The sequence below is a fragment of the Aurantivibrio infirmus genome (assembly GCF_054767315.1).
Map to the genome: position 1 here is coordinate 1 of NZ_BAAFSK010000006.1, position 25,606 is coordinate 25,606.

23 protein-coding genes are annotated in these 25,606 nt (G+C 44.9%); 12 read left to right on the forward strand and 11 right to left on the reverse strand.

Annotation, left to right across the window (positions count from 1 at the left end):
- Positions 1–100 precede the first annotated feature (100 nt).
- The 5 genes from dnaA (at position 101) to ACYUCY_RS13780 (ending at position 7,696) form a co-directional block, all read left to right on the forward strand.
- Complete coding sequence (dnaA, locus tag ACYUCY_RS13760; RefSeq protein WP_460227087.1) at positions 101–1,630, forward strand: chromosomal replication initiator protein DnaA; 1,530 nt, start codon at positions 101–103, stop codon at positions 1,628–1,630.
- Between the two features lie 180 nt (positions 1,631–1,810).
- The gene (dnaN, locus tag ACYUCY_RS13765) at positions 1,811–2,917 is read left to right on the forward strand and encodes a DNA polymerase III subunit beta (protein ID WP_460227088.1); all 1,107 of its coding nucleotides are present in this window, start codon (positions 1,811–1,813) and stop codon (positions 2,915–2,917) included.
- 54 nt (positions 2,918–2,971) lie between these two features.
- On the forward strand, positions 2,972–4,066 hold the full coding sequence (gene recF, locus ACYUCY_RS13770; RefSeq protein WP_460227089.1) for a DNA replication/repair protein RecF: 1,095 nt from the start codon (positions 2,972–2,974) through the stop codon (positions 4,064–4,066).
- Positions 4,067–4,158: 92 nt separating this feature from the next.
- Positions 4,159–6,576, forward strand: coding sequence for a DNA topoisomerase (ATP-hydrolyzing) subunit B (gyrB, locus tag ACYUCY_RS13775; protein ID WP_460227090.1), 2,418 nt, complete (start codon positions 4,159–4,161; stop codon positions 6,574–6,576).
- A gap of 154 nt (positions 6,577–6,730) precedes the next feature.
- A complete protein-coding gene (locus ACYUCY_RS13780) occupies positions 6,731–7,696 on the forward strand; it encodes an endonuclease/exonuclease/phosphatase family protein (protein WP_460227091.1) in 966 nt (321 codons plus the stop codon).
- 43 nt (positions 7,697–7,739) lie between these two features.
- Here the strand turns inward: ACYUCY_RS13780 and ACYUCY_RS13785 are convergent, their stop codons facing one another.
- The 5 genes from ACYUCY_RS13785 to ACYUCY_RS13805 form a co-directional block, all read right to left on the reverse strand.
- On the reverse strand, positions 7,740–8,477 hold the full coding sequence (locus ACYUCY_RS13785; protein ID WP_460227092.1) for a lysophospholipid acyltransferase family protein: 738 nt from the start codon (positions 8,475–8,477) through the stop codon (positions 7,740–7,742).
- A gap of 90 nt (positions 8,478–8,567) precedes the next feature.
- Positions 8,568–9,110 (reverse strand): D-glycero-beta-D-manno-heptose 1,7-bisphosphate 7-phosphatase, encoded by a 543-nt coding sequence (gmhB, locus tag ACYUCY_RS13790; RefSeq protein WP_460227093.1) that lies wholly within the window; start codon positions 9,108–9,110, stop codon positions 8,568–8,570.
- Between the two features lie 4 nt (positions 9,111–9,114).
- On the reverse strand, positions 9,115–11,208 hold the full coding sequence (gene glyS / locus ACYUCY_RS13795; RefSeq protein WP_460227094.1) for a glycine--tRNA ligase subunit beta: 2,094 nt from the start codon (positions 11,206–11,208) through the stop codon (positions 9,115–9,117).
- Positions 11,208–12,161, reverse strand: coding sequence for a glycine--tRNA ligase subunit alpha (gene glyQ / locus ACYUCY_RS13800; RefSeq protein ID WP_460227095.1), 954 nt, complete (start codon positions 12,159–12,161; stop codon positions 11,208–11,210). Before glyQ ends, glyS begins: the two co-directional genes overlap by 1 nt.
- Before the next feature lie 39 nt (positions 12,162–12,200).
- Positions 12,201–12,329 carry a hypothetical protein gene (locus ACYUCY_RS13805; protein WP_460227096.1) on the reverse strand — a complete coding sequence of 43 codons (129 nt, stop codon included), beginning with the start codon at positions 12,327–12,329 and terminating at the stop codon, positions 12,201–12,203.
- 69 nt (positions 12,330–12,398) lie between these two features.
- Between ACYUCY_RS13805 and ACYUCY_RS13810 the strand changes: the two genes are divergently transcribed.
- A complete protein-coding gene (locus ACYUCY_RS13810) occupies positions 12,399–13,337 on the forward strand; it encodes a lysophospholipid acyltransferase family protein (RefSeq protein ID WP_460227097.1) in 939 nt (312 codons plus the stop codon).
- A gap of 17 nt (positions 13,338–13,354) precedes the next feature.
- Here the strand turns inward: ACYUCY_RS13810 and ACYUCY_RS13815 are convergent, their stop codons facing one another.
- From ACYUCY_RS13815 to def, 5 genes are all read right to left on the reverse strand, one after another.
- The gene (locus ACYUCY_RS13815; protein WP_460227098.1) at positions 13,355–14,803 is read right to left on the reverse strand and encodes a TrkH family potassium uptake protein; all 1,449 of its coding nucleotides are present in this window, start codon (positions 14,801–14,803) and stop codon (positions 13,355–13,357) included.
- A 17-nt stretch (positions 14,804–14,820) separates the two neighbouring features.
- Positions 14,821–16,206, reverse strand: coding sequence for a Trk system potassium transporter TrkA (trkA, locus tag ACYUCY_RS13820; RefSeq protein ID WP_460227099.1), 1,386 nt, complete (start codon positions 16,204–16,206; stop codon positions 14,821–14,823).
- Between the two features lie 114 nt (positions 16,207–16,320).
- On the reverse strand, positions 16,321–17,643 hold the full coding sequence (gene rsmB / locus ACYUCY_RS13825; RefSeq protein ID WP_460227100.1) for a 16S rRNA (cytosine(967)-C(5))-methyltransferase RsmB: 1,323 nt from the start codon (positions 17,641–17,643) through the stop codon (positions 16,321–16,323).
- Positions 17,644–17,652: 9 nt separating this feature from the next.
- Positions 17,653–18,621: a methionyl-tRNA formyltransferase gene (gene fmt / locus ACYUCY_RS13830; protein ID WP_460227101.1), complete on the reverse strand. Its 969-nt coding sequence runs from the start codon at positions 18,619–18,621 to the stop codon at positions 17,653–17,655.
- Positions 18,622–18,708: 87 nt separating this feature from the next.
- Entirely contained in the window at positions 18,709–19,215 is a 507-nt protein-coding gene (gene def / locus ACYUCY_RS13835; RefSeq protein WP_460227102.1) for a peptide deformylase, read from the reverse strand.
- Between the two features lie 240 nt (positions 19,216–19,455).
- On the opposite strand from def, the gene ACYUCY_RS13840 reads away from it, so the two are divergent.
- The 6 genes from ACYUCY_RS13840 to aroE all read left to right on the forward strand — a co-directional run bounded on the left by ACYUCY_RS13840 (position 19,456) and on the right by aroE (position 24,922).
- Positions 19,456–20,487 carry a LysM peptidoglycan-binding domain-containing protein gene (locus ACYUCY_RS13840; protein ID WP_460227103.1) on the forward strand — a complete coding sequence of 344 codons (1,032 nt, stop codon included), beginning with the start codon at positions 19,456–19,458 and terminating at the stop codon, positions 20,485–20,487.
- A gap of 187 nt (positions 20,488–20,674) precedes the next feature.
- On the forward strand, positions 20,675–21,844 hold the full coding sequence (dprA, locus tag ACYUCY_RS13845; protein WP_460227104.1) for a DNA-processing protein DprA: 1,170 nt from the start codon (positions 20,675–20,677) through the stop codon (positions 21,842–21,844).
- Positions 21,845–22,065: 221 nt separating this feature from the next.
- Positions 22,066–22,581, forward strand: a complete 516-nt coding sequence (gene purE, locus ACYUCY_RS13850; protein WP_460227105.1) for a 5-(carboxyamino)imidazole ribonucleotide mutase — start codon at positions 22,066–22,068, stop codon at positions 22,579–22,581.
- Positions 22,568–23,134, forward strand: coding sequence for an L-threonylcarbamoyladenylate synthase (locus ACYUCY_RS13855; RefSeq protein ID WP_460227106.1), 567 nt, complete (start codon positions 22,568–22,570; stop codon positions 23,132–23,134). Before purE ends, ACYUCY_RS13855 begins: the two co-directional genes overlap by 14 nt.
- A gap of 53 nt (positions 23,135–23,187) precedes the next feature.
- Positions 23,188–24,099, forward strand: a complete 912-nt coding sequence (hemF, locus tag ACYUCY_RS13860) for an oxygen-dependent coproporphyrinogen oxidase (protein WP_460227107.1) — start codon at positions 23,188–23,190, stop codon at positions 24,097–24,099.
- Position 24,100: 1 nt separating this feature from the next.
- On the forward strand, positions 24,101–24,922 hold the full coding sequence (aroE, locus tag ACYUCY_RS13865; protein ID WP_460227108.1) for a shikimate dehydrogenase: 822 nt from the start codon (positions 24,101–24,103) through the stop codon (positions 24,920–24,922).
- Positions 24,923–24,935: 13 nt separating this feature from the next.
- Here the strand turns inward: aroE and ACYUCY_RS13870 are convergent, their stop codons facing one another.
- Positions 24,936–25,478: a gamma carbonic anhydrase family protein gene (locus ACYUCY_RS13870; protein ID WP_460227109.1), complete on the reverse strand. Its 543-nt coding sequence runs from the start codon at positions 25,476–25,478 to the stop codon at positions 24,936–24,938.
- Positions 25,479–25,606: the final 128 nt, after the last annotated feature.

The window sequence follows — 25,606 nt, forward strand, 5'->3', positions numbered from 1 at the left end:
GCTAGATGACGAAACGAAATTAAATTTTGGCCGACATAGGCCTTGTTCAGAAAACGCATTTTTTCTGTATAGATAGATTGCTTTAAAAGAGAGTAGATAAATGGGGCAGGTGTTACCGCAGATGATTTGGGATAAGTGTATTACGCATTTGCGCGACGAGCTTCCTTCGCAACAGTTCAATACCTGGATTAGACCCCTTCAAGCGCAAGCTGAAAGCGAAGAAAAATTGTGTTTGCTAGCGCCCAATCGATTTATTTCGGATTGGGTCTCTGAAAAATTTCTAAATAGAATTCGAGAGCTAGCAGGCGAACATTCCCCTAGTAATCAACCCTTTGAAGTAGCCCTCGGTGTAGTCGCTACAATGCCAGCAGATTTTCAACAAAGTGCTTCTCAGTTGCGGGAGGCGTCAACCAACACGGCCATCGAGCAAAATAAAGAGACCTTGAATGGTGTGCAAGCAGAGCCGGAACAAAACTCTTTTAAAGCAGCGGCACCAGAATTGGTTAGTAATATTTCGCAGGCGTTTCAAACAGATTCCCCTATCATTACGAGCCCCCATGCTCACCGTTCTCAGACAAGCAAAATAGAAGTGGAAGGTGGGCTTCATCATCGAAGCTATTTAAATAAAAATTTTACCTTTCAGAGTTTTGTCGAAGGTAAATCAAATCAGCTTGGCTTGGCGGCTGCGGGACAGGTTGCAGAGAACCCCGGCGGTTCCTATAACCCACTGTTTATTTATGGTGGTGTTGGTTTGGGTAAAACGCATTTAATGCACGCTGTGGGCAATGAACTGGTTAAACGAGACAGCAACGCGAAGGTTGTTTATTTGCATTCCGAGCGCTTTGTCGCGGACATGATTAAAGCTTTACAGCTAAACGCGATGAACGATTTCAAGCGCTATTATCGATCTGTGGACGCATTGTTAATTGATGATATTCAATTCTTCGCCGGTAAAGATCGTTCTCAAGAAGAGTTTTTTCACACCTTTAACGCTTTGCTCGAAGGCGGCCAGCAAATTATTTTAACTTGCGATCGATACCCGAAAGAGATCAATGGGCTAGAGGAGCGATTGAAGTCTCGCTTTGGTTGGGGTTTAACCGTTGCTGTTGAGCCACCAGAGCTGGAAACGCGAGTAGCCATTTTGATGAAGAAGGCGGAAGAGACCAATATGGATCTTCCTCACGAAGCCGCGTTTTTTATTGCACAAAAAATCCGTTCAAACATTCGTGAATTAGAAGGCGCTTTAAAACGCGTTATCGCAAATGCGCATTTTATGCGGCGGCGAATTGATGTTGATTTGGTTCGGGAGGCTTTAAAAGACTTGCTGGCTCTGCAAGATAAACAGGTGAGTATTGATAATATTCAGCGAGTCGTTGCGGAATACTACAAAATAAAAATCAGCGATTTATTATCGAAGCGGAGAAATCGCTCTGTAGCGCGCCCGCGACAGGTTGCAATGTCCCTGGCGAAAGAACTGACTAATCATAGCTTGCCCGAGATCGGTGATGCCTTTGGTGGTCGCGACCACACGACGGTGTTACACGCTTGTCGCAAAATTAAAACACTAAGAGAAGAAGATGGTGATATCCGTGAAGACTGCAAGAATCTATTGCGTTCTTTAACCACCTAATTAAAAAAGACCTCTTTTAACGAGGCGTAGATGTTGCAAAAAACCCGTGCTAAAAGAGACATCAATTTATCGAGATGTTCTATTGAGTTGTCTTTCTAGCCATTCGATAATACCGACACTTTTTACTTTGCAGTTTCACCTCCTAAGCCCCTTGAAAGATTTATATCAGAGATTAATTGAATGAAATTTAGTATTTCCCGCGAAGATTTATTGAAGCCATTGCAGCAAGTGGTCGGTGTTGTTGAGCGCCGCCAAACATTGCCGGTATTGGCGAACGTGTTGGTTGTGTTAGAGGGAGATAAACTATCGCTGACAGGCACGGACTTGGAAGTAGAAATTGTAGCGAAAACCTCTCTCCAGCAAGCAGGCGAAAGTGGTGAGACGACCGTCCCTGCAAAAAAATTATTCGATATCTGCAAGTCATTACCCGATGGCGCAACGATTCAATTTACCGAGAAGGAAGACCGGCTAACCCTTAAAAGTGGGTCCAGCCGCTTCGCACTTTCAACATTACCCAGCACAAACTTCCCCAATGTTGAGCAGGGATCTGGTTTGTTACAGTTCTCCTGTGCTCAAGGCATCATCAAGCGCTTGATCGATAGCACGGCTTTTGCGATGGCCCAGCAAGATGTTCGATATTATCTCAATGGTATGTTGTGGGAAGCCCAAGCGGGCCAGCTACGTAGTGTTGCAACAGACGGTCATCGCCTAGCAATGTGCACCAAAGATGTAGACACCGGCGCAGCTGATAAAGTAACGGCGATAGTACCTCGAAAGGGCATCATGGAGTTGTCGCGCATGTTGGCGGACAACCCAGAGAAAGAAGTTCAGGTCACCATTGGCGACAAACACATTCAAGTCTCTACCCCTGAATTCCTGTTCACTTCTAAGTTGGTCGATGGGAAATTTCCAGATTATGATCGCGTTCTTCCCAAAGGCGGTGCCAACATCCTGTTTGGTAACCGTATGATGCTACGCCAAGCCTTTTCTCGAGCTTCCATCCTTTCCAATGAAAAATACCGGGGTGTTCGCGTAAGCTTAAACGAGGGTTTAATGACCTTGGTTGCTAATAATCCAGAGCAGGATGAGGCGGAGGAGCAGGTTGAGGTAGATTACAACGGCGATACCTTAGAGATTGGCTTTAATGTCGGATACTTGTTAGACATCAGCAATGTTCTGTCATCTGAAAACCTAAAAGCCTCCTTCGTCGATGCGAATACCAGCGCTTTGATTGAAGAGCCTGAAGGCGGTGATTCAGCCTACGTGATAATGCCCATGCGCCTTTAAGGCGTAGTGGGTATTTCCACTATCTCCACTTTAAGCCCACCAAGAAACAATTCGATGCCTCTACGACGAGTCAATATTAAGAATCTTCGTAATGTTGTAGAGGCTACACTGCAACCCAGCGCCCGAATAAATATTATTTACGGTAAAAACGGTAGCGGGAAAACCAGCATACTCGAGGCAATTAATGTCCTAGGCCTGGGCCGTTCGTTTCGAAGTTATCGACCAAAACCAATAATTAACTACGATGCAAACAGCCTGGTTCTTTTTGCAGAGATTGACGCGCCAGACTCTCCCTCGGTGATAAAAGTGGGGGTCGAGAAGACGCGCCAGGGCGACACCTCAATAAAGGTTAATGGCGAGCCAGTTCTATCAGCAGCTAAGCTGGCAGAAAACCTACCGATCCTGACAATAAACCCCGATAGCTTTGAGCTAATAAATGGCCCACCAAAACCAAGAAGGCAGTTTTTAGATTGGCTTTCGTTTCACGTGGAACCTCGTTTTCTACCGGTTTGGCGAAAGCTTCAAGACTGTCTAAAACAGCGCAATAATTTGCTCCGTCATGATAGAATAGAGCCCTTTCAGCTGCGCTCCTGGGATACGCAACTGGTTGGTTTCGCGGAAGAAATTGATAAAATTCGCGCTAAGAGTTTCTCTCCTTTTTTAGACGCATTTAATCAGTATACAGATGCCCTTGGCGTCGAAGGTATTTCGATTTCCTACCGACGAGGATGGAATGAAGACCAGAGTTATCAGGACGTTTTAGATAAGAATAGAGGTATCGATATTCAGCGAGGTTACACCTCCTCGGGTCCCCACAGGGCAGATATCGATATCAAAACCCAGTCTCACGGTGTTGCCGATGTGCTTTCTCGTGGACAACAAAAGTCACTAGTGACAGCCCTTGTTGTTGCACAAAGTAGGGCTTTTAAGGAGATTACAGGCAGGCAGGCAGTTTTTTTGATCGATGATCTGCCTTCTGAATTGGATTTTGAGCATCAAGCTATGCTCGGGCGATGGCTCACAGACCTGGAGTCGCAGGTTTTTGTTACTGGTGTTGAACGAAAGCCGCTGAACGATATGTGGCCAGAAAGCACTAGAAAAGAGATAGCAACGTTTCACGTGGAACTTGGCAAGGTGAATAGAGAATAAAAAGTTAAAAATAAAGAAAACTCGCCAAACCTAGGCAATTAAGCAAATTACAAAAACGTAAAATTAGGGGATCAACCCCTGGAGTGAAGAGCATGTCCGATACACCGACCTATAATTCTGACAGTATCAAAGTACTTAAAGGTCTTGATGCCGTAAGAAAAAGGCCAGGAATGTACATTGGAGACACTGATGATGGCACGGGCCTTCATCATATGGTTTTTGAGCTGGTCGATAACTCGATTGATGAGGCGCTCGCTGGCCACTGCTCTGAAATCACGATCCTTATACATCCCGATGAGTCGATCTCAGTCTCTGATAATGGCCGAGGGATACCGACGGAGATGCATGAAGAGGGTGTTTCCGCAGCAGAAGTCATTATGACCGTTCTCCACGCAGGCGGTAAGTTCGATGACAATACTTATAAAGTATCCGGTGGCCTTCACGGAGTCGGGGTTTCGGTGGTAAATGCCTTGTCTGAACACCTTAAATTAACAATTCGCCGTGAAGGTAAAGTCTGGGAACAGGTTTATGTTCATGGTGTTCCGCAAGCTCCTCTAGCCGTTGTGGGAGAAACGACCATAACGGGAACCGCAGTACATTTCATTCCTTCAAAAGACACCTTTACCAATATCGCCTTTCACTTCGAGCAGCTAGCCAAGCGCCTTCGTGAGTTGTCGTTTTTGAATTCTGGTGTGCGTATTCGTCTTAAAGATGAGCGCAGCGCTAAAGAAGAGGTGTATGAATACGAGGGTGGTTTGCGGGCTTTCGTAGAGTTTCTGAATCACAACAAAAGCCCAATTAATAAAGTAATGCATGTAAACAATACCCGTGAAGATGGCATTGGTGTTGAATTAGCCTTGCAGTGGAATGATAGTTTCCAAGAAAACATTTTTTGCTACACCAACAATATTCCCCAACGTGATGGTGGAACTCATTTGGCGGGCTTTCGTGCCGCGTTAACAAGAACCTTGAATACCTACATCGAAAAAGAAGCAATTGGTAAAAAAGATAAGGTTAATACCACGGGTGATGATGCTCGCGAAGGGCTGACAGCGATAATCTCAGTCAAAGTGCCAGATCCGAAATTCTCTTCCCAAACCAAAGACAAGCTCGTTTCATCAGAAGTAAAAGCCGCTGTTGAGCAAGAAATGGGCGCTGCTTTCAACGAATATCTGCTCGAAAACCCTCAAGAAGCGAAGTCAATCGTGATGAAAATGATTGAAGCAGCAAAAGCACGAGAAGCTGCACGCAAGGCGCGAGACTTGACCCGACGTAAGGGAGCACTCGATATCGCCGGTTTGCCGGGCAAGCTGGCAGACTGCCAGGAGAAAGATCCAGCACTTTCTGAAATATACCTAGTGGAGGGAGACTCGGCGGGTGGATCTGCTAAGCAGGGCCGCGATCGTCGAACTCAAGCGATTCTCCCTCTTAAAGGTAAAATCTTGAATGTCGAGAAAGCACGCTTCGACAAAATGATTTCAAGTGCTGAAGTGGGAACGCTCATTACCGCACTTGGTTGCGGAATTGGGCCGGAAGAGTTCAACGCCGACAAGTTGCGTTATCACAGCATCATCATCATGACGGACGCGGATGTCGATGGTTCTCACATCAGAACCCTTTTACTCACCTTCTTTTTCCGTCAAACAAGAGAACTGGTAGAGCGAGGGCATATTTTTATTGCGCAACCTCCGCTCTATAAAATCAGCAAAGGCAAGCAAGAGCAATACCTCAAAGATGAGGACGCACTAACTCAATTCCTAACCCAAGCCGCGTTGGAGTCAGCTAGTTTACACGTCAACCCTGATGCACCTGGACTTTCCGGGGCCGCCTTGGAAACACTGGTAAAACAGTACCGTGCAGTCATGGCGACAATCGATAGGTTGTCGCGTTTATATCCAAGGGATGTTTTGGAGCAAATGATCTATTTGCCTTCTTTGGGTGAAGCCGATTTGGGGAATGAGGCGACAATGAGTGCTTGGAGTGAGCAACTACTAGCGCGTTTGGTTGCTAATAATAATGACGGCTCTCATCGATATAAGGTATTTGCTAAAGAAGATACAGAAAGACATGTCTATCTTCCCGAAGTCGACATCATCGCTCATGGTGTCACTACGGCTTATCCGATTTCTAACGATTTCTTTAACTCAGCAGAATATCGCTCCATCGTGAAATTAGGCGAAGCCCTCTCTGGTTTGATCGAAGAAGGCGCCTATGTTGTTCGAGGCGAAAGAAAATCACCGGTCAGTTCGTTCACAGAAGCCTTAAATTGGTTGATGGACGCTTCACGAAGAGGCTACGCCATTCAACGTTATAAAGGCCTTGGAGAAATGAACCCTGACCAGTTGTGGGAAACCACCATGGACCCAAACACTCGCCGAATGTTAAAAGTTACCGTTGAAGACGCAATAGCGGCTGATCAAATATTCACCACCTTGATGGGCGATCAAGTAGAGCCTCGTCGAGAATTTATCGAAACAAATGCCTTGGCGGTGGCGAATTTGGATGTTTGAAAAATATCAGTCGCATCGACGATAGCCATGGGCCAACGCGGCTATTGTCGAGATTTGCGGACAAAAGACATAATTTTCTAAATGACATTTTGTTGTAAACGACAGGGCAAATTAAAAGTACAAAAATAACTATACATATTAATTGGAGCTGCAAATGGATCACTCGCGACTCAATGCCACCGAACTCAAAGGATTAAAACTTCTGCGCAGCAGAATCGAAGCTGCCAATATTCCCTCTACTAAACTTGATGAAACCATCAATATCGCCACTTGGAATATTCGTCATTGGGGTCAGAAACGCCGAAAGATATGCTCTTTGCATTACATTGCTGAAATTCTCAATCAGTTTGATTTAATCTCCGTCGTTGAATTACGTCGCGACGTCACAGAAATGAAATATGTTCTGGATCTACTCGGTGAATATTGGGATGTCGTATTTTCGGATTACATCACCGATGCCGGTGGCAACAAAGAGCGCATTGCTTATATCTTTGATAGGCGTGCGGTTCAGTTTACCGGCATGGCTGCAGAGACCGATGGCCCCAGGAAAAAAAATAAAAAGACCGGTGTTTATGAGCCGTTATTTTCCTGGTGGCGAAAACCTTACATGGCTTCTTTTAAAGCAGGCAGTTTTGATTTTGTGGCTTTGTCTGTTCACATCCAATGGGGTACCAAAGAAGGAAGAAAAAAAGAACTAGAGCAACTCGCCAGTTGGGTAAAGGAATACGTGAAAGATGAGCATTGCGACGATCGGGATGTCATTTTACTCGGCGACTTTAATATCGATAGTTTTAAATCAGATCTCTACAAAGCGATTTCGAAGTTTGGTTTACAAGCGCCAGAAGCTTTAGTGAAATCTGAATTTGGCAGTAATCTCGCAAGAAACAAACGCTACGATCAAATTCTTCATCAACCGGTTCAGACCGGTTCAATTTTTACTGACAATGGCGGCGTTCTCGATTTTTATAAGAACAATCACAAATCCTTGTTACCCTACAAAAACGTCAGCAAAACCAAATTTACTTACCAGCTTTCCGACCACCTTCCTCTATGGATGCAAATCAGTATCGATACTGCTGATGAAAAACTAGATCAGTTGATTTCTAAGCGAAAAAAATAAAAAAACAGAGTCATTGCAAAATTTGGTACTAGAAAGTAGTGCTCTAATCTTTAAGCGCCGATGAACTCAGTGCCTTGGGCATTGCGGCGATTTCGTTTTCGATCCAGCTTTGAACCTCCGCAATTATTTCGCGGCTCGACATTGAAGATGTGTCGATAGGCTTACCTATGACAACGCGAATTTCGCCGGGGAATTTAGTGAATCTTTTTTTCGGCCAGCAATAACCAGCATTGTGAGCGACGGGAATTACATTAACGTCTGCGGCTTTTGCAATTTCTGCACCACTGCGGGCGTAGTTACCTGCTTGTCCAGTGGCAACCCGAGTGCCTTCGGGAAAAATCAAAACGTTAATGCCGTCTTTGAGTCGCTGTATCCCTTCTGACTTTACCTGCTTCAACGCTTTTACCGGTGAGGTACGATCAATGGCGATGGGCTGTAAAAGGCTAAGGCCCCAGCCAAAGAAAGGTATGTTTAAAAGCGATTTTTTAAAAATAGTTGAGATGGGTAAAAAATAAATTTGTAAAAACAAAGTTTCCCACATAGTCTGATGTTTCGACAAAATCACATGAGGGGTGGTTAGAGGCTGGTCGTTGTGGTCGATAATGGTAATTTTAATATTGCAGGCCACTTGTAACCACCACATTGCAAACCGATTCCAAACCATTACCGCATGAAATCGAGCACGTTTTGGCAATAGCCAAAACGTTAGGCAGATAACGCCATAAAGAATTCCGCTGGAATATAAAATAACATTAAAGAGTAAACTTCTAACGACAGCCATAGGGTTTCTTGATAAAAAATGAACCTGGGATTAAACAAACAGGAAAGAAAAGACGCTTTATATTAAACATGTTGCACAGTATGGGTTCAGCTAGTCACCCAAGAGCGCATCAACAGCCGATGCCAAGTCTGGGTAAATTTTTATTTGTTGTCGAATGTCTTCTGGTAAATTACTTTTAGTTTTCGCACCTTTGCCGGTCGTGACCAATATTGCCTGGCAATCTTTACGAAGCGCTAATTGTAAATCTTTTAGGCTATCGCCAATAAAAGGTGCGCCAGACGCTGACACTCCTAATTCTTCTTCTATGGCGTCGACCAAACCAGTCTCGGGCTTTCGACAGTTACAATCTTCATCAGGTTTATGAGGACAATAAAAAATACCGGCAATTTCACCGCCCAAATCTTCGACTCCCTGGCGCAATTTATCGTGCATCGCTTCTAGGTCGTCTAAAGTAAACAAGCCCCGACCAAGACCACTTTGATTAGTTGCGATAGCCACACTAAAACCCGCAGATGACAAACGTGCTATCGCCTCTAAGCTGCCGGGAATTGCCTGCCACTCGTCAGCTGACTTTATATAATCGTCAGAATCGACATTAATAACGCCGTCACGATCGAGAATAATTAGCGGCATGGGTTTAGGTTTTTTCCGGCACTAAATAGGAAATATCGGCAACCTCTAAAAATAACTCGCGGAGTTGCATTAATAAGGCGAGGCGATTATTTTTTAAGGCTTCGTCGTCGGCCATGACCATGACGTTATCGAAAAAGGCATCAACACTTTTTCGCAGACTAGCCAGAGCACTCAAGCCCTCCGTGTATTTACTTGCGGCAAACAATGGTTTTACTTCATTTTGTTTTTCGCCAATTAGCTTGGCCAATTTGGTTTCTGCCGCCTCAACAAATAGCCCCTCGTTTATACTCGTAACAATTTGACCGTCTTGTTTGGCGAGGATATTCGCCACGCGTTTATTCGCGGCGGCCAACGCTGCAGATTCGGGCAACTGGTTAAACGCGTGAACGGCTTTAATACGTTGGTCGAAATCTAAAGGCGCCGTGATGTTCCGCGCACTAACGGCTAGAAAAACTTGTACAGGGATATCGTGTTCTTCGTACCAGGCCCGAAAACGTTCGATCATATAAGCCAATACTTGCTGAACAATTTTGTCGCCGTCGGAGTTCGAAATTTCAGACACGGCAGAATAATTAACCTTGGCTTGTTCTAATAAGGGTAATAAATCTAAAGAAAGTTCTTTCTCTACCAAAATTCGCAATGCGGCTAAACTTGCGCGACGTAAGCCAAATGGATCTTTTGATCCTGTGGGTGCTTGGCCGACACCAAAAATACCGACTAAGGTATCGATACGGTCGGCAAGAGAAACGGCAGAACCCGCCAAACTCGTAGGTAAACTATCACCCGCGAATTTCGGTAAATACTGTTCTTGAATGGCTTCAGCAACTTCTTTCGCTTCACCATCGTTTAATGCGTAATAGCCACCGGCAATGCCCTGCATTTTGTCGAATTCCAACACCATGTCACTGACAAGATCTGCTTTCGCTAACAAACCGGCGCGTTCTGCGTGTTCGACATCGCCATTTAGTTGAGTGGCAATATAGCCGGCGAGTTTTTGAATACGCATCGACTTATCGTAAACAGTGCCGAGCTTAGTTTGGAAGACCACGGTTTTTAATTTTTCTACCCGTGCTGCAAGGCTAGTCTTTTTGTCGGTCTCAAAAAAGAAAGCCGCATCGCTTAGTCGAGGTCTGATTACTCGTTCGTTACCATCGACAACCTGCGCTGGATCTGAACTCTCAATATTTGAAACGGTAATAAAATTCGCGAGCAGCTCATCTTTTTCGTTAACAACATGAAAATATTTTTGATGTTCGGCCATAGAGGACACTAAAGCTTCTCTCGGGATCGACAAAAATTCTTTATCAAATGAACCGGTCAATGCAACAGGCCATTCAACAAGTGCGGTCACCTCGTTTAATAAATCATCTTCGATAACGGCGCATCCACCAAGCGCCTTACCTTGCGACTCGACTTGTTCGCGGATCATTGCTTGGCGTTTATCGAAATCCGCAATGACGTGTGCCTCTTCTGCTAACAAGCGTTCGTAAGCTGAGGGCTGGTTGACTTCCAAACGCGTATCGCAGTGGAAACGATGGCCGCGAGTTTGATTACCGGACTCAATGCCAAGAATCTTTGCATTTATGATTTCACTACCAAATAACAAGACTAGCCAATGCACTGGACGAATAAATTCAGTACGACTAGAACCCCAGCGCATGCGTTTGGGAATAGGTAAAGTACCTAAGGCATCTTCAACTATTTTTGCTAAACACTCTGTGGCTTTTTTACCGCTGACATTTTCTTTAATACCAAGGCGTGGCCCTTTCGGTGTATCAAGCTGGAGTAGTTGGTCCGGCGAAATATTATTTTTTGCGGCAAAGCCTGCAGCTGCCTTGGTCCATGCACCATTTTTATCTTTTGCTGCAGCGGGCGGTGGACCATGAATTTCGATTTCTTTATCGGGTCCTTGCTCGATGAGATCGGTAACGAGAACACTTAAACGTCGCGGCGTTGCAAACCAACGAAGGGAGTCAAATGATAGATCGTTTGCCGTTAGGCCATCTTGAATGCCCTTGGCAAATGCTTGTGCGAGGGTCTTTAATGCTTTTGGCGGCAACTCTTCGCAACCAATTTCTACTAAAAAATCTTTAGCCATTAGTGTTTCTCCTCGCTAGCGGCCAAGACCTCTTGGCGTAAAGCTTCCGGTGCGAGAGGGAAACCTAAATTTTTTCTAACATCAAAATATGATTGTGCGACGGCACGGGCCAGCGTACGTACTCGCAAAATAAAACGCTGTCGTTCGGTAACAGAAATTGCGTGGCGTGCATCGAGTAAATTAAAGGCGTGAGAGGCTTTCATGACCATTTCATAAGCGGGCAATGGTAATTGTTTTTCGATTAAGGCTTTGCTTTGTGCTTCGTATTCATCAAAGGCCTTAAATAAAAACTCAACATTTGCCTCGTTAAAATTAAAGCCCGACATTTCAACTTCATTTTGATGAAAGACATCGCCATAAGTTACTTCACTGCCATCGGGGCCGCGGGTCCACACCAAATCAAAAATTGAATCGACACCCTGTAAATACATGGCGAGTCGTTCCAAGCCGTAAGTAATCTCACCACTAACGGGGTAGCACTCCAGACCGCCAACTTGTTGGAAGTAAGTAAACTGAGTGACTTCCATACCATTCAGCCAGACTTCCCAGCCCAAACCCCAAGCGCCTAGGGTCGGGGATTCCCAGTTATCTTCAACAAAGCGGATATCGTGAACCAAAGGATCAAAGCCAAGCATCTTCAAGGAATCTAAATACTTTTCTTGGATATCGAGGGGTGAAGGTTTCAAGATGACTTGGAATTGGTAGTAATGCTGCAAGCGATTCGGGTTTTCACCATAGCGTCCGTCAGTGGGTCTTCGGCAAGGCTGCACATAGGCAGCGTTCCAGGTTTCTGGTCCGATTGCGCGCAAAAATGTTGCGGGATGAAATGTCCCTGCGCCGACTTCCAGATCCAGAGGCTGCAAAATCACGCAGCCGTGATTTGCCCAATAGCTTTGGAGAGCGGCAATCAAGCCTTGGAAAGTAGATACATCGACAGAGTTATTGCTGGACACGCGGAGCTTCGCCTCGGCTGGTTCACGAAAAGTCGGCAATTATACCGAGCCAAAACCGGCTTTGATATGTTTGAGTACGCCTTTGCTTAGGTGATAGTGGGATTCGGCGCTGCCATAGAGAAGATTTTGCGGTAAGCTTCGCGCCACTTTGTCACTTGTGTTCAGCATCGTAAGTATTCAGCGTTTAAAAGGTCGATATACTTCGCTGTTCAGAATTCACCAAGAAGTTAATTGTTCATGAGCCAACACCCAGAAGACCAAGATACGCCAGCCCAGGAATACGCTAAGAAAGACGAGCATAAAAAACGTGATCGCAAAGATCGGCGAAAAGCGCTGGTGGCTAGCATGATGATGGCGATTTTTGGTCGCTTACCGATCGCAATTAATCGAATAATTGGTGGGATGATTGGGCGATTGACCTGGTATTTTGGCAGTCAGGCCGCGCAATCAAGTCTTAAAAATATTCAAGATTGTTTTCCCGACCTTGATGAAACCCGGCAACGGGCACTAGCGAAGGCAAGCATAATCTGCACGGCCAAAACGGCATTGGAAGTGACTTACGTTTGGTCACAACCTTATAAAAAAATAAAACATCTCATCAGTGGCAATCAGCAATTTACCGGTATTCAAGGCAAATTAGATCAAGGTGTCGGTGTGTTGCTGTTAGTGCCTCATCTTGGCAACTGGGAAATCTTGTCATCGGTGTTGCCACAGTGTTTTGATTTCACCGCCATGTATCAACCAACAGGTATTGAAAAAATTGATGCGTTTATGATCGCCGGTCGAACACGTGAAGGGTGCAAATTGGCGCCTACAAATCGCAAAGGCGTCAGTCACGTTCTAAAACAATTACACGCTGCAAAAATAGTCGCGATACTTCCCGATCAAGTACCGGACGAAAGTGGTGGAGAACTTTCCCCATTTTTTGGCAAACCAGCGTTGACGATGACACTGGTACATAAACTCGTTCAGCGTACGCAATGTCAGGTGTTAATGCTTTTTGCAAAGCAGGTGAAATCGGGTTTTGAAATGATAATACGAGAACCTGATCCAGACATTTACGATACCGATCAAGCGAAGAGTCTTGCGGCAATGAATCGTAGTGTGGAAAGTTGTGTGTTAGAAGCGCCGGAACAATACCAGTGGGAATATAAGCGTTTTAAACGTGCGGACTAAAGTAAAAAGACAGGCAATTATCGTCGCCAAAACATCGGCGAAAATAAAACTAATAAAGTAAACACTTCTAGTCTCCCGAGTAACATCGCGAAACACAAAATCCATTTTGCGGTATTACCAATATCGCCATAGTGCGCGGCGACATCCCCCATCCCTGGGCCCAGATTATTGATACATGCGCCGACCGCTGAAAAAGCCGTTAAAAAATCCATGCCGGTTGCTAACAACATTAAGAACATAATAATAAACACGAACACATAAGCGGCAAAAAATCCCCATACCGCATCGACTACCCGATCGGAAACTGATTTTTTCCCAATTTTAATGGGTATAACTGCATTAGGATGAATGAGCCGGTGGATCTCTCGCAAGAATTGTTTCCAGACCAATAACACGCGAATAACTTTCATACCGCCGGCAGTAGAACCTGCACAGCCACCCATAAATGCGCCAATAAATAACATAAAGGGTAAAAAATTTGGCCACTGACTAAAGTCGGCAGTGCCGAAACCGGTGGTCGTTACAATGGAAACCGTTTCGAAAACACCTTGTAATACGCTGTCGGAAACCGAATAGGTTCCGGTTAACGCTAAATAAAAAACCGTAATAAATGTTCCTAGCGCAATACACACCATATAGAACCTAAATTCGGGATCGAAAACATATTGCCGTATGCTGCGAGAACTCCACGCGAAAAAATGTAACGCAAAATTGATCCCAGAAAACAGCATAAAAAATATCGCGACAACCATCACCGCAGGGCTATCAAAATAGCCGATGCTGGCATCGTGAGTGGAAAAGCCGCCAATGGCTACGGTAGAAAAAGCATGACAAATCGCATCGAATACCGTCATTCCTGCGATTAAATAAGAAATGCCACACAGTATGGTCAAGCCCACATAAATAATAATTAGCGCTTTTGCTGTTTCGGTGATTCGTGGCGTGAGCTTGCTATCTTTAACCGGGCCAGGGGTTTCGGCACGATACAACTGCATACCACCAATGCCCAACATCGGCAAAATGGCCATTGCGATAACGATAATACCGATACCACCCAACCACTGAAGCAGCTGTCGATAAATTAAAATCGATTCCGGAAGATTGTCTAAGCCGGTAATTACTGTTGCGCCTGTAGTCGTTAATCCAGAAAGCGATTCAAAAACTGCATCAGAAAAAGACAAGCCGGGAGAGTCCGCTAACATAAAAGGCAGCGAACCGAATAAACCAAGGACCGTCCAAAACAACGCGGTAATTACAAAGCCATCTCGTGTTCGTAAATCTTGTTTTTTATTGTGGACGGCAAACCACATTACCACGCCAGTGGATAAGGTAATGGCAAAGGTGATTAGAAAAGCGAGATGGGTATTGTCGTGATAAATCATTGAGACTATCACGGGGGGCACCAGGGCCATGCTGTAAATCATCAGCAAGATGCCGAGTACTCTGGCAATAATAATGGGATGCATAAGCTAGCGCGCTGCCATTAAAAGAAACTAAACCCGACTTGGAATAATTGTTCGATGTCGCGGGTGAATTTTTTATTCACTAAAAATACAATTACGTGATCACCGGTCTCTACAACAACGTCATCGTGAGCTATAACAACTTCGCTATTGCCATCTTTTTCTCTCACGATTGCACCGATAGTCGCACCTTCGGGTAAGTCGATATCTTCGATGGCTTTGCCGACGACCTTCGATGATCGTTCATCACCATGAGCGATCACTTCAATGGCTTCCGCCGCGCCGCGTCGTAGAGAATGCACGTTAACAATATCGCCGCGGCGAACATGGGTTAGCAAGCTGCCGATGGTGGTTTGTTGCGGAGAGATCGCGATATCAATTTCACCACCCTGAACTAAATCAACGTAAGCGGCATTATTAATTAGCGTCATTACTTTTCGAGCACCTAAACGCTTGGCTAACATTGACGACATTATATTGGCTTCGTCATCGTTGGTTAGGGCGATAAAAATATCCGTATCTTCAATATTTTCTTCAAGTAATAAATCCTGGTCTGAAGCGCTGCCTTTTAAAACGATAGTGCGTTCGAGTTGTTCAGAAAGTTGTTCACAACGTTCTGGACTGCGTTCGATCAGACGAACCGAATAGCGTGATTCCAACTGACGTGTTAAGCGTAAGCCTATATTGCCACCGCCAGCGATAGTGATTCGTTTGTAAGGCGCGTCTAAACGACGTAGTTCACTCATTACTGCGCGAATATTTGATTTTGCTGCGATAAAAAATACTTCGTCATCGGCTTCAATAACTGTTGCACCGGTGGGAGTGATAGGTCGATCACGACGAAAAATCGCCGCAACACGCGTATCGATTGAAGGCATATGCTGTCGCAAGAAACGCAGCTCTTGGCCAACCAAAGGACCACCGTAATAGGCTTTAACAGCGACTAACTGCGCTTTCCCACCGGCAAAATCCAACACCTGTAAAGCACCAGGATGTTCAATCAATCGATAAATATAATCAGATACCAATTGCTCGGGGCTGATTAATACATCAATCGGAATTGCATCGTTACGAAATAAGTCGGTTTGTGCGAGATAGGAGTTGGAACGAATACGCGCAATTTTGGTGGGCGTGCGAAATAAGCTGTAAGCAATTTGGCAGGCAATCATGTTGGTTTCGTCATCGTTGGTGACGGCAATCAGCATGTCCGCATCGCGAATTCCCGCTTGCATTAAAATCTCAGGATAGGAAGCGTTGCCGGAAACTACACCAATATCAATGCGGTCGCGAAGATCACGAAGTTTCCCCTCACGAGAGTCAACCACCGTAATATCATTGGCTTCGCTTGCTAGATTCTGCGCGAGTGTTCCGCCAACTTGACCAGCACCTAAAATGATAATTTTCATCGTTGATGATGCCTCGAATGCATCTTTATATTACAAAGTTGATGAATCGTTTTGAGAGAAAGCTCTTTTTGATCGCCAACCATGCCGACAAATAACTGGCCGCGATTCTACCGATTAATTTTCAAAATTACCTGTTTTACTGGGTTTTTTCCGCAACTTTGCGTAGTAAAAGCCATCATGGCTATTGTCTAGTGGAAAAAGTTGCTGTCCGTGATTTTGTTGGGTTCCCCACTCGGCCTCAATAGGCTCTTCGATAACATCGGAATGTGCAGCGATAAAGCGCTCTATCGCTGCACTATTTTCCTCGGGTAAAACTGAACAAGTTGCATACAAGAGCAGGCCGCCGGGTTTTAGCAAAGGCCACAATGCGTCGAGAACGGCGTTTTGAATGTCTACAAGCTTAGCAAGGCCATCCGGATTTCGCAGAATTTTTATATCGGGATTTCTTCGAATTACGCCCGTCGCGGAACAAGGGGCGTCAATTAGAATTCGATCAAAAGGCTTACCGTCCCACCATGTGCTTGTCTGGCTCGCATCCCCAACAATTAATTCTGCGTCTAGTTGTAAACGCTGTAAATTTTCTCGGGTTCTTGTTAAGCGCTCTGCGCTGATATCTAGTGCTACGAGCCTTGATAAATCTGCAGTGGATTCTGCAATATGAGCGGTTTTTCCGCCAGGAGCGCAGCATGCATCAAGTACGCTTAAGCCATCTTGCAATTCCAAAAGCTGCGCACACAGTTGCGGCGCTTCATCTTGAACACTGATACCGCCTTCGGCAAAAAGAGGCAATGAATTTACGTCGATAGGATTTTGAAGGGTGAGACCATCTTCACTAAACGCAGTGGGAATGGCTTTAATATCTTGTTCGCTAAGTAAATCTAAATAGGCTTGTCGCTGTACTTTTTTTTTGTTTATGCGCAAAGTAAAAGGCGGGTGCTGATTGTTCGCCAGAAAAATTTCATCGTTATTGTTTGGCCAAGCTTTTTTGATTTTTTTTATTAGCCAGTTTGGATGTGCGTACCGAAATTCGGGAATATCTTTTAGTTCTATATTTAGCTGATCTTTTTGACGTTGGAAATTTCGTAACACAGCATTAATTAAACCTTTAGACCAAGGCTTTTTAAGAGATTTAGAAGCGTCAACGGTCGTATTAATTGCAGCGTGATCGGGAACTCGCATAAAGGCGAGCTGATAAATTCCAATTAAGAGTAATGCATGAACGTCGCTATCTTTTTTTCTTAATGGTTTATCAAGCAATTTGTTTAAATAGCATTGTAGTTTTGGTTGCCAGCGACTAACTCCATAACAGAGTTCTTGCAGTAAAGCGCGATCCCGTTCGTCTATAGTTGTTAGGGCTGCGGGAAGTAAGCTCGACAGCGAACCTCGTTGCGTTAGGATACTTGCGATTAGTTTTGCCGCCGCGCTGCGGGTGTTCATGATTGAGTTTTACTCGGCATCAAAAATTTTGCCCTTGTTAAAAAGTGATTTATTGCCCAGTAAAATATCCTTTACCGCCGATACTTTCTTCCCAGGAAGCTGAATGCGAGTGAGGCGGATAATACCGTCACTGCAGGCGACCTCGATTCCTGCTTCACCCACGTTTTGAATCGCTCCCGGTACTGCATCAGATGAAATTTTTGTGTCCAGGATTTCCGCCCGATGAATTTTTATTCGTTGGCCTTCGAGCACGGTGTAAGCAATTGGGAAGGGATTAAAGGCGCGAATTCTCCGTTCAATCAAGCTTCCGCGATCCGCCCAGTTAATAAGGGCCTCCTGCTTGCTTATTTTACTCGCGTAGGTGGCGAGCTCGTCATTTTGTTTGATTCTTCGCGGAGGCTGGCCTGCTGAGATTTGATCTAAGACCTTAATTAAGCAGTCGGCGCCTAAACTTTCCAAGGCATCAAAGACCGTGTGGGAGGTATCACTTGGTTTAATGTCATAAGTCGCAGTTGCCAGCATATCCCCTGTATCTAAGCCCTCATCCATCTGCATGATGGTGACACCGGTTTGTTCATCTCCGGCCTCGATAGCTCTTTGAATCGGCGCCGCACCGCGCCAGCGTGGCAATAAGGAGCCGTGAACATTAAGACAACCTAAGCGTGGCGTTTCTAATACAGTCAGCGGAAGGATAAGGCCGTAAGCGACTACTATCATTAAGTCTGCTTGAAACCCAGAAAGTACTGCAAGGGCATCCGGATCTTTTAACGAAGGAGGCTGTAAAACGCTTAAATTATTGGTTTTTGCGAGTTGCTTAACGGGGCTTTCAGTAAGCTTCTTACCTCGTCCAGCGGGGCGATCGGGTTGGGTGTAAACGGCTACAACGTCATGCTTACTTTGCAATAAAGCGGACAAATGTCCCGCTGCGAATGTGGGAGTGCCCGCAAAAATGAGCCGCAAGCCTGATTTTTCCTGCATGATTGCTTAAATGCCTTCTATTATTTTAATAAATGAGCCATGCGTCTCGTCGCAGCGAGTGCAGAACTTTGTGTGTGAGTTATATTCTTAGGCTTGAACGCGATGCTCTTTTTCGAGTTTTTTTCGAATTCGCTGTCGTTTGAGAGGGGATAGGTAATCGACAAAGAGTTTCCCGTCTAAATGATCGACCTCATGTTGAATACAAACAGCTAGCAGGTCTTCTGGAATTAACTCGAAAGCATTGCCATCGATATCGAGAGCATTGACTTGAACCTGGGTAGGTCTAGCGACAGACTCCGAATAGCCTGGCACAGAAAGGCAGCCTTCTTCGTAGTCAGCTTTGTCTTCGCCCAGCACGGTAATTTCAGGGTTAATAAACACTAATGGTTCGCTTTTGTCTTCGCTGATATCGATGACAACAACACGCTCATGAACGTTAACTTGGGAGGCGGCAAGACCGATTCCCGGTGCGTTATACATGGTTTCGAGCATATCAGTGACAAGTTTGCGAATTCGATCATCGACATTGGTCACGGGTTTTGCTTTAGTGCGCAAGCGCGGATCCGGAAATTCAAGTATGTCTAGTAGTGCCATCGTTTATTGCCGTCGTTTATCTACCACTGGGTCGAAATTCTTACCCTTTAAGCTAAACCTATAGTAAAAACGCAACATTCGCTGCTAACATTATGATCGCACAGGTTTTATGCCACAAATAGACAACAACAATAGCGCGAAATTAGCCCGTCACATTGCAATTATAGAAGCCAAATCGGCTCGGTGGACTAGTATAACGGTTATTGCGGCTAACAGCCGAATCAAACAGGACAGGTTTCTATGAAAAAAATAATCCTAGGCTTCTTAGTCTTATCTCTAGTGGCTATTTCAGGATGGGCCCAGCAAGACCCAGTTTTGCGCAATGACTACCCCAGCGAATACACCGTCGTTAAAGGCGATACTCTTTGGGATATCTCCAATCGTTTTTTACAGACTCCTTGGATGTGGCCTGAGATTTGGCACGTTAACCCTCAGATTGCTAACCCACATTTAATTTATCCAGGTGACGTCATCACTTTGATCTACCTCGATGGACGGCCAAGAATTACAGTTCAGCGCGGTGCGCCAAGCGGCACCGTTAAATTAAGCCCGAATATGCGGGTAACGCCTTTATCTGAAGCGATTCCGACGATTCCTCTTGATGCGATAAATACCTATCTTTCTAACAGCAGAATTGTTGACTCTGGAGAGCTCGAAGCCGCACCTCACGTAGTGGCAAGCGGGGAGAACCGCTTGATTGCGGGCAAAGGAGACACCGTTTATGTCCGCGGTAGTTTTGATCCCGATATTCCTGTTTACGGTGTGTATCGCAAAGGCGAGGTATTTGTTGATCCCGATACCGGCGAACGTTTGGGTGTTCAGGCGACTGATATCGCCGCTGTAAAAATTCGTGATGTAGAAAACCAAATTGCAACCACCGAAACGACGAGAGCCAACCAAGAAATTCGTGTGGGTGATCGCTTGTTAATAGAAGAAGTTCGTAAGATTGATACTAACTTCTTTCCTTCACCGCCTAACGATGACATTGAAGGCACGATTTTAGCGGTAGAGGGCGGAGTCAATAACGTAGGCAATATGGATGTTGTTGTTATTAATCGCGGAGAGCGAGAAGGCGTTAAAGTCGGCAATGTTTTTGCGATTTATCACAGTGGCCAAGTAATCCGAGACCGTGTTTTAAATGACAATGTTGTGTTGCCCGAAGAACGTGCTGGCCTATTAATGGTTTTCCGTACATTTGAAAAATTAAGTTACGCGCTTGTATTAGAAGCGGATATGCCAATCGCGAGAATGAACACTATCAAGCGACCATAGTTAAGAGAATCTGGACCGCAAAAAAAGCGCTAATTTTATTAGCGCTTTTTTTTGCTTCGTTGATGGACCTTACGTTCTTAGTTATATCTATTCACGCAATTATTTGCTAACGTCTTTTTTAAATAAAAATATGTAGTTTGTTTACTAATCAAATTCATGGACTGAATTTTTTAATAAGGACTTTCACATGGACCGTGAAATATTGCGAGCGGATAGCTCGCGCGATTCACTCATTGCACACCTCATTTTATTAAACCTTCCTGGGATAGGTTGTGCGCGTTTTTGGCAGCTTCGTGAACATTTTGGTCACCCTGCGCTTATCCTGAATACACCTAGCGAAAACCTCGAAAAATTTCTGCCCGATGAATCCTACCAAGCGTTAAAAAAATTCTGGGCCGACTCTAATCGACACATTAGTAACGCTGAACAAATTTTAGAACAACTAGAAGTCCTTTCGGTTGATTTAATTTGTTCCGAAGATGAGCGTTACCCCGCTTTGTTAAAAAACACTCATCAAGCGCCACCACTGCTTTACGCACAAGGAAATTTAGCAAACCTATCGTTACCGCAAATTGCAATTATCGGCAGTCGCAACCCCTCTCCGACGGGGCGAGAAAATGCATTTCGATTTGCACGTGAATTGGCTAGCACGGGTTTTGCGATTACGAGCGGCCTAGCCATTGGTGTTGATGGTGCTGCGCATCAAGGCGCGTTGGCGGATGTGAACGGCAAAACTATTGCTGTGTTGGGAAGCGGAATCGACAAAATTTATCCTCGTCGGCACCAGGCCTTAGCGGCACAAATATTAGATAGTGGCGGCACTTTGTTGAGCGAATTTCCTATGGCAACGGATCCACACGCGAGTCATTTCCCGAGACGGAATCGCATTATTAGTGGACTGAGTCTTGGCGTAGTAGTGATCGAAGCGGCAATTAAAAGCGGCTCGTTGATTACGGCGCGCTATGCACTACAACAAGGCCGAGAGGTTTTTGCAATCCCAGGGTCTATCCACAATCCTTTGACTCGTGGGTGTCATGCGTTGATCAAAGATGGCGCCACTCTAGTGGAAAAGGTTCAAGACATTGAAGAGCCCTTACAAGGTTTAATTGAATTCAAATGGGATGAACTCAAGCAAAATCAAGAAACCAGTTCACCTGAATGGATAGATTTAAATCGAGATGAAAGGACAGTGTTCAATAATATCGACTACTGTAGTGCGACAATTGAAGTGTTGCTCAACCGAACAAAGCTAGGAGCAGGTAAATTATTATCATTATTAATTGCTTTAGAATTAAGAGGCCTAATCGTACAGAGCGATGATGGCTATCAACGTGTTGTGACATCTAGCGAAAAATAATAATTCTCAACTTAAGCTTGGTCTCCACTTGAGACCGAAATCTACTTAGGGTAAGTTTGCCGCCTTTCAATAAAACGATTGCAATTCTTTTTCTTAAAAACCCTTATAAATATTAGGGGAAGAGTAAGGTGTTGCAAATTTTCAGCCGGGAATAAATTAGCTTTTACTTAAGTTAATGACCCGATAACTAACAGTCACTATAGATAGGTTTAAAGATTACTATGAGCGAAGCATTCGTTGCGGTATTAATGGGTTCTGATTCTGATTTGAATGTCATGGAAAGCACTTTTGGCGTACTAAAGTCCTTGGGCATTAAGCTCGAAGCAAAAGTCACTTCGGCGCACCGAACGCCTGAAATCACACATGCCTACGTGAAAGATGCTGAAGCTCGGGGTTGTGAAGTATTCATTTGCGCCGCTGGTATGGCGGCCCATCTCGCGGGCGCTGTTGCTGCTAATACATTAAAACCAGTAATCGGCGTGCCTATCGATGGTTCTCTAGATGGTTTAGATGCCTTGTTGTCGACAGTACAAATGCCCGGCGGAATTCCGGTGGCGACCGTTGCGATTGGTAAAGCCGGTGCCAAAAATGCTGGTTATCTTGCCGCACAAATTTTGTCTGTAGCAGATAAAGCCTTGTACCAACGCTTGCTTGATGAAAGGGCCGCGAACTCTCAAGCCGTTCAAAATAAAGATAAAGCACTACAGGAAAAGCTAAAAGCGGATGGATTGGTCTAGAAACCCTAGGGTAGTTCAAGCTGCAAATGCGATGGCGGCAGGCGAAGTAATTGCTTACCCTACTGAATCCGTGTGGGGCCTGGGTTGTGATCCTAACAACCCAGAAGCGGTTCAAAAGCTCTTAGCAATCAAAGCAAGGGATGTTGATAAAGGCCTTATTCTAGTCGCTGAAAGCGTCTCCCAGATTGAAGCTTACCTCAAAAATGTTAGCCAGGAACAACGGGAGCTGTTGGAGTCAACTTGGCCTGGCCCCGTGACCTGGCTGGTTCCCCATCACGGCGAAGTGCCCTATTGGATTACTGGAAACAACAAATCTGTAGCTTTAAGAGTAAGCGACCACTCGCTTACCTCTTCTTTGTGTAAGGCGTTCAATGGCCCAATCGTTTCGACGTCCGCAAATCCTGCAGGGCGGCCAGCTTCAAGAAGTCGACATAGCGTTAATCGATATTTTGGCAAGTCAGTCAAAATTATTACCCCTGGTCAACTGGGAAAATCAAAAAAACCCTCAGAAATTAGAGATCTATTGACATTGAAGGTGCTGCGCAGTGCTTAGCAAGGTTTACAATGGCGCGGAATTAATTTAACCCAACAATTGGTACCTTTGAAATGACATCGATCGATAAATTAGCCGTAAAAGATTATCTGCTCAGTCTCCAAGACGACATTTGCGCGAAACTTTCTTCAGAAGATGGAAAGGCAAGTTTCAAGGAAGATAAATGGGCAAGAGATGCTGATTTTGGCGGCCGGACGCGAGTCATTGTTGATGGCGGTGTCATTGAAAAAGGTGGGGTAAATTTTTCTCATGTTCGAGGTGAAAAACTCCCCCCGTCCGCGACAGAAAGTCGCCCTGAACTTGCCGGGCGAGGTTTTGAAGCAATGGGCGTGTCTTTGGTTATTCATCCCCATAATCCCTATGTTCCAACAAGTCACGCTAATGTCAGATTTTTAATTGTCGATTCCGACCAAGACGAAGAGCCAGCGTGGTGGTTTGGCGGAGGCTATGACCTAACACCTTATTACGGGGTTGAAGAAGATTGTGTTGCCTGGCATCAAACTGCGAAAGCCGCCTGCGAGCCTTTCGGCGAAAATATTTATCCTCACTTTAAAGAGTGGTGTGACAACTATTTCTATCTAAAACATCGTAATGAAGCACGAGGTATAGGCGGACTGTTTTTCGATGACTTTAATGAACTTGGGTTTGAAAAAAGTTTTGCTCTCATGCGATCAATTGGCAGTAGTTATATCGACGCTTATTTGCCAATCGTGCAGAAACGAAAAAATACTGCTTATGGTGAACGAGAAAGGAATTTTCAACTCTATCGACGTGGTCGATACGTAGAGTTTAATTTGGTCTTCGATCGCGGCACACATTTCGGTTTGCAATCTGGCGGGAGAACAGAATCTATCTTAATGTCGTTACCTCCGTTAGTGCGCTGGGAATATGATTGGCAAGCGGAAGCCAACAGTCCAGAGGCGGAACTTACCGAAAGCTTCTTGCCGCCGCGAAACTGGGTCTAGTATGTACGGACCCTATCTCTATTCTGTTTTTGGAAGTCCGATAATTCATTCGCGTTCTCCGGAAATTCATCGTGCCTTCGCACATCAAACCGAACAAGACCTCATATACACGAAACAAGAAGTTAGGCCGGAAGAATTTGAACAAAGCTGCAATGAATTTTTTGAGCTTGGTGGTTCAGGGTTGAATATCACGCTGCCCTTAAAAGAGTTGGCATTTAATTACGTCGACATTCTTTCAGACCGTGCAAAATTAGCCGGAGCCGTAAACACCATCAAGCTCGAAAGTGAGGGGCAACTTTTTGGTGACAACACGGATGGCCATGGATTAGTAACGGATATGATTAAAAATTTACGTTGGCAAATAGAAGGTCGGCGAATATTAATATTTGGTGCTGGCGGTGCCGTACGTGGAGTATTAGGCCCCCTGTTAGAACAAAAGCCGCATTGTATTTATATCGCTAACCGAACTGAGGCGAAAGCGGTTGTGCTTGCGGATCAATTCAAAGGCCTAGGAAACATTTTTGCGGTAAACATCAGCGCTATTCCCCATGATATTTTTGATTTAATCATTAACGGTACTTCGATGAGTTTGCAAGGTGAAGTACCCGCAATTACCAAAGACCAAATTACTGCACAAACGTGTTGTTACGACATGGCTTATAGTAGGAAACCGACCGCGTTTTTAAATTGGGCAACAACACAAGGTCTGACAAATGTTGCTGATGGTGTCGGCATGTTAGTCGAACAAGCAGCGGAATCATTTAGAATTTGGCGAGGTGTCAAGCCGAATACGCAAGAAATTATCAAAGCGTTAAAAGAATAATACCCACACGGCGTTAATTTTTTTCTTCCGCCAAATAAGTATTTTTTACATTTACATAATTCTTAGCAGAATATACTAGTCGTTCAATCTCTGTAGCGCTCAGTTTGCGCGTTTGTTTGCATGGGCTGCCTACATAGAGATAACCACTTTCAAGTTTTTTGCCAGGGGGCACCAATGTCCCTGCGCCAATCATAACGTCGTCCTCTACAACAGCGCCGTCGAGAATGATGGCATCAATACCAACTAAAACTCTGTTGCCGACTGTACAACCATGCAATGTTGCTTTATGGCCAATGGTGACATCATTACCAATAATTAATGGCCAGCCCTCTGGTAAAAATGTGCTTTTGTGGGTGACGTGTAAAACAGCATTGTCCTGAATACTGGTACGATCGCCAATTCGAATCGAATTCACATCGCCTCGCATTGATACAAAAGGCCATACTGAAGAGTCATCACCGATGACAACATCACCAACGATCACAACGCTTGCGTCGAGATAAACTTTTTTACCTATACTGGGGCTAATGCCCTTATATGCCCGCAACGATGCCATAAGGTAACAACCTTCATTGGTTTAACGAAAAGTGATTTGATAGACTGCGCGGTAGTTTAACAAAATAAAAGGCTCGCTGGACAATTGCTTTCCACAGAAAAAGCCCTGCTTAGTCAACGAGTCCCCCA